We start from the raw sequence: 3,967 nt of genomic DNA, 5'->3' as shown, positions 1-3,967 counted from the left end.
TTCCGCCCCCAAACGTTCGGCGTCCCGCCGCCCGACGGTCCCGCCCACTCCCCCGCACGCCCCGTCGGGGAGGGTCCGGGAGGGGGTCACCCCCTCCCGGCCGCCGGAGGCATCTTCCCTCTTCCCTCTCCTCGCTACTTCCCCAATCCCCGCAACCGCAGGCCCACCAGCCGGATGAATCCGGTGGCGTCGGCCTGGTTGTAGACCTCGTCCTTCTCGAAGGTGGCGAGCTTGGGGTTGTAGAGACTGTTGGGCGACTTGCGCCCGAGGGGGTAGGCTTGGCCCTTGTAGAGCTTGACGCGCACGGTTCCGGTGACGCGGCTGCTGGCCTCGTCGATCATGGCCTGCAGGGCCTTGCGTTCCGGGGCGTACCAGAAGCCGTTGTAGACCATTTCGGCGTAGCGCGGGATGAGGCCGTCGCGCAGGTGCATGACTTCGCGGTCGAGGCAGATGCCTTCCAGGTCGCGCTTGGCCACGTGCAGGATGGTGCCGCCCGGGGTTTCGTAGATGCCGCGCGACTTCATGCCGACGAAGCGGTTTTCCACCATGTCGATGCGGCCGATGCCGTGCTTGCCGCCCAGGGTGTTGAGCTTTTTGATCAGCGCGGCCGGGGAGAGCTTCTCGCCGTTAACGGCCACCGGGTCGCCGTGCTCGAAGTCGATGGTGACGACGTCGGGCGTGTCCGGGGCTTTTTCCACGGGCACGGTGAGCAGGTAGGTGTCGGCGCTGGGTTCGTTCCAGGGATCTTCCAGCTCGCCGCCTTCGAAGCTCAGGTGCAGCAGGTTGCGGTCCATGCTGTGGTCCGAGCCCTTCTTGTCCGAGGGCACGGGGATGCCGTTTTCCTTGGCGAAATTGAGGAGATCCGTGCGCGAGGCGAAGTCCCATTCGCGCCAGGGGGCGATGGTGCGCAGATCGGGCGCGAGCACGCCCGTGGTCAGTTCGAAGCGCACCTGGTCGTTGCCCTTGCCGGTGGCGCCGTGGGCCACGGCTTGCGCGCCCTCGGCCCGGGCGACTTCCACCAGGCGCTTGGCGATCAGCGGCCTGGCGATGGAGGTGCCGAGCAGGTAGCGGCCCTCGTAGACGGCCCCGGCCCGCAGCATGGGAAAGATGAAGTCCTTGGCGAACTCCTCGCGCAGATCGTCGATGTAGGCCTTGGTCGCGCCGGTGCGCAGGGCCTTTTCCTCCAGGCCGTCGAGTTCCTCTTCCTGGCCCAGGTCGCAGGTGACGGTGACGACTTCGCAGGCGTAGGTCTTCTTGATCCACTTGAGGATGACCGAGGTGTCGAGGCCCCCGGAGTAGGCCAGGACGACTTTCTTGATGCTGCTCATGGCGGTGTCCTTATCGAAAAGCGGGCCCTAGCCCTTGGTGAAGATCCATTCCAGGATGGCTTTCTGGATGTGCAGCCGGTTTTCGGCCTCGTCCCAGACGATGGAGGCCGGGCCTTCCATGACCGCGTCGGTGATCTCCTCGCCCCGGTGGGCGGGCAGGCAGTGGAGCACCTTGGCCCCTGGCGCGGCCACGGCCAGGAGCGCGTCGTTGATCTGGAAGCCGGCGAAGGCGCGGGCCCGGGTCTCGCGCTCCGCCTCCTGGCCCATGGAGGCCCAGACGTCGGTGTAGAGGTAATGCGCGCCCCGGGCGGCCTCGACCGGGTCGTTGACCACGGCCACGTCCGCGCCCTGGCTTCTGGCCCGCTCCACCACGGCCGTATGGGGCTCGTAGCCCTTGGGCGCGGCCACCACCACCCGGATGGGGAAGCGGGCGGCGGCGTTGATGAGCGAATGGGCGATGTTGTTGCCGTCGCCGACGAAGGCCACGGTGAGCCCGTCCAGGCGGCCGGAGTGCTCGCGCATGGTGAGCAGGTCGGCCATGATCTGGCAGGGATGGTATTCGTCGGACAGAGCGTTGACCACGGGAATGGAGCCGTGCGCGGCCAGTTCCTCCAGCTTGTGATGACCGAAGGTGCGCACGATGAGGCACTGGGCGTAACGCGAGAGCACGCGGGCGGTGTCGCGGATGGGTTCGTCGCGGCCGAGCTGGGAATCGTTTTGCGTCATGAAGATGGGCCAGCCGCCGAGATGGCGCACGGCGACCTCGAAGGAGACGCGGGTACGGGTGGAGGCTTTTTCGAAAACGAGAATGCAGGTTTTGCCGTCCAGAAGGTTCGAGCGGTGGTCGGCGGCCTTCATGGCGGCGGCCCGGTCGAGCAGGCCGGCGGCCTCGTCGCGGGAAAGGTCCAGTATGGTCAGGAAATGTTGGGGCATGACGGCATCCTTGAGTCGCAACTTCCCGGTGATGGAAAAAGGGCAGCAATACTCCCATCCGACATGACTTGTAAAGGCATGGGAGCCGGGAAGAATGCGCGCCGTCATTGACCCTGCCGCCGCAATGGGGCTAAGGATACTGTCATGGTCCCTTCGCCCCGCCGGCCCGACGAGGGGCGGCGGCGAAATTCAGGCCAAGGCCGGGGACCGGAGGGGAGAAGCATCCATGAAGGCAGTGCGAGGCGTGCTCCTTTTGGCGTTGTTCGGCGTCGCGGCGGCCCTGTCGGGCTGCGTGGTCGCGGCCGGACCGGCGGTCTATTACCACCCGGCCCCGCCGCCCTGCCCTGAAGGCTTCTACTGGTCGCCGGACTACGGCTGCGTGGCCCTGCCCCCCGCGGAAGTCGTCGTGCCGCCCGATGCGGTCTACGCCGTGGTCAACACCGCGGGCCTGAGCCTGCGGTCGTGCCCCACGACCCAATGCGGCATCGTCGCCTCCCTGAACCAGGGCGAACAGGTGCAGGTGCTCTCCCACGAGGGAGCCTGGACCCACGTCTGGGCCTTCGGCCGGGGCCTGGAAGGCTGGGTGGCGTCGCGCTACCTCGACTGACGCCCGGTCCCGTGCCCGCCATCAACCCCAAGCGCGGCAAAGCGAGGATGTCCATGAACATCGGCAAAACCCTGTTTCCAGGCGGCGTGGCGCTTTTGACGCTGGCGCTCGCCCTATGCTGCGCCCAGCCGGCGTCGGCCGGCGGAGAGCCGCTGCTCCTGGCCCAGCAAGGCCCGGGCATGATGCAGCCCGGCCAACAAGGCGGCATGCGCCAGCCCCAGGGCCAGCAGCCGGCTCCGGCCCAGCCGGCCGCGCCGCAGCAGCCCGGGCAGCCGGCCGGCGGCAACGCCAACGCCTGCATGCAGAGCTACCAGCGCTGCGTCATGGTCTGCGCCGGCGTGGCCAACTGCATCAACAACTGCAACGTGGGCTACGCCGTGTGCACCCAGCCCCAGGGGGGCCGCCCCGGCGGGAGCTGATCCGTTTCCGGCGCGCAAACGACGAAGGCCCGGCCGGACAACGTCCGTCGGGCCTGCGCGTTCGGGAAAAACGTCCCGTCTAGGCGTCGGGAAGAGGCCGGTCCTTGGGCCAGTCCGGGGAGACGTAGGTCCCGGACTTGCCGCCGGCCTTGTAGAGGAGGCGGATTTCGCCCAGGACGATGTCCTTCTGCACGGCCTTGCACATGTCGTAGATGGTCAGGGCGGCCACGGAGGCGGCGGTCAGGGCTTCCATCTCCACGCCGGTCTCGGCCGTGGTCGCGGCCTCGGCTTCGATGCGCACGATGCAGGCCGCTTCGTCCACGGAAAAACGCACGTCGGCGAAGGACAGGCCCAGGGGATGGCACAGGGGAATGAGTTCGGCCGTGCGCTTGGCGGCCATGATGCCGGCGATCTTGGCCGTGGCCAGGGCGTCGCCCTTGGGCAGGGCGGCGGCGGCGAGCAGGCGCATGGTCTGCGCGCCCAGGCGCACTTCGCCGCCGGCGATGGCCAGACGGCGGGTCCTGGCCTTGGCCCCCACGTCCACCATGCGGGCGCGGCCTTCGGCGTCGATATGGGTCAGTCCGTCGCTCATGCTTGCCTCGACGCCGCGCCCCCGGCGTGGGCCCGCCCCGGGCGCGGCGCGACGTGAAATGCGGCACATTTACCGTGCGGGGGGTGCG

At 68.5% G+C, this 3,967-nt stretch carries 5 protein-coding genes; 2 read left to right on the top strand and 3 right to left on the bottom strand.

The window, feature by feature from the left end; all coding sequences use genetic code 11:
* Positions 1–134: 134 nt before the first annotated feature.
* A complete protein-coding gene (locus tag Q1K70_RS20090; protein WP_300163795.1) occupies positions 135–1,328 on the bottom strand; it encodes an argininosuccinate synthase in 1,194 nt (397 codons plus the stop codon).
* A gap of 27 nt (positions 1,329–1,355) precedes the next feature.
* Positions 1,356–2,261: an ornithine carbamoyltransferase gene (gene argF, locus Q1K70_RS20085; protein WP_300163793.1), complete on the bottom strand. Its 906-nt coding sequence runs from the start codon at positions 2,259–2,261 to the stop codon at positions 1,356–1,358.
* Positions 2,262–2,487: 226 nt separating this feature from the next.
* Here argF and Q1K70_RS20080 point away from each other — a divergent pair, with 226 nt between their 5' ends.
* Together Q1K70_RS20080 and Q1K70_RS20075 are read left to right on the top strand one after the other, a co-directional pair.
* Positions 2,488–2,868, top strand: a complete 381-nt coding sequence (locus tag Q1K70_RS20080; RefSeq protein ID WP_300163790.1) for an SH3 domain-containing protein — start codon at positions 2,488–2,490, stop codon at positions 2,866–2,868.
* A 53-nt stretch (positions 2,869–2,921) separates the two neighbouring features.
* Positions 2,922–3,287: a hypothetical protein gene (locus tag Q1K70_RS20075; protein WP_300163787.1), complete on the top strand. Its 366-nt coding sequence runs from the start codon at positions 2,922–2,924 to the stop codon at positions 3,285–3,287.
* 79 nt (positions 3,288–3,366) lie between these two features.
* Here Q1K70_RS20075 and moaC read toward each other — a convergent pair whose 3' ends face one another.
* A complete protein-coding gene (moaC, locus tag Q1K70_RS20070; RefSeq protein ID WP_300163784.1) occupies positions 3,367–3,879 on the bottom strand; it encodes a cyclic pyranopterin monophosphate synthase MoaC in 513 nt (170 codons plus the stop codon).
* Positions 3,880–3,967 lie beyond the last annotated feature (88 nt).

The sequence above is a fragment of the Solidesulfovibrio sp. genome (assembly GCF_029978005.1).
GTDB lineage: Bacteria > Desulfobacterota > Desulfovibrionia > Desulfovibrionales > Desulfovibrionaceae > Solidesulfovibrio.
Note: the sequence above shows the minus strand (reverse complement) of the source record. Positions and strands in the feature narration are given on the sequence as shown.

What these genes read in the sequence shown, in the direction of transcription:
- Q1K70_RS20080 (WP_300163790.1), top strand. Translation starts at nt 2,488, where the DNA reads ATGAAGGCAGTGCGAGGCGTGCTCCTTTTGGCGTTGTTCGGCGTCGCG.
- moaC (WP_300163784.1), bottom strand. Translation starts at nt 3,879, where the DNA reads ATGAGCGACGGACTGACCCATATCGACGCCGAAGGCCGCGCCCGCATG.
- Q1K70_RS20075 (WP_300163787.1), top strand. Translation starts at nt 2,922, where the DNA reads ATGAACATCGGCAAAACCCTGTTTCCAGGCGGCGTGGCGCTTTTGACG.
- Q1K70_RS20090 (WP_300163795.1), bottom strand. Translation starts at nt 1,328, where the DNA reads ATGAGCAGCATCAAGAAAGTCGTCCTGGCCTACTCCGGGGGCCTCGAC.
- argF (WP_300163793.1), bottom strand. Translation starts at nt 2,261, where the DNA reads ATGCCCCAACATTTCCTGACCATACTGGACCTTTCCCGCGACGAGGCC.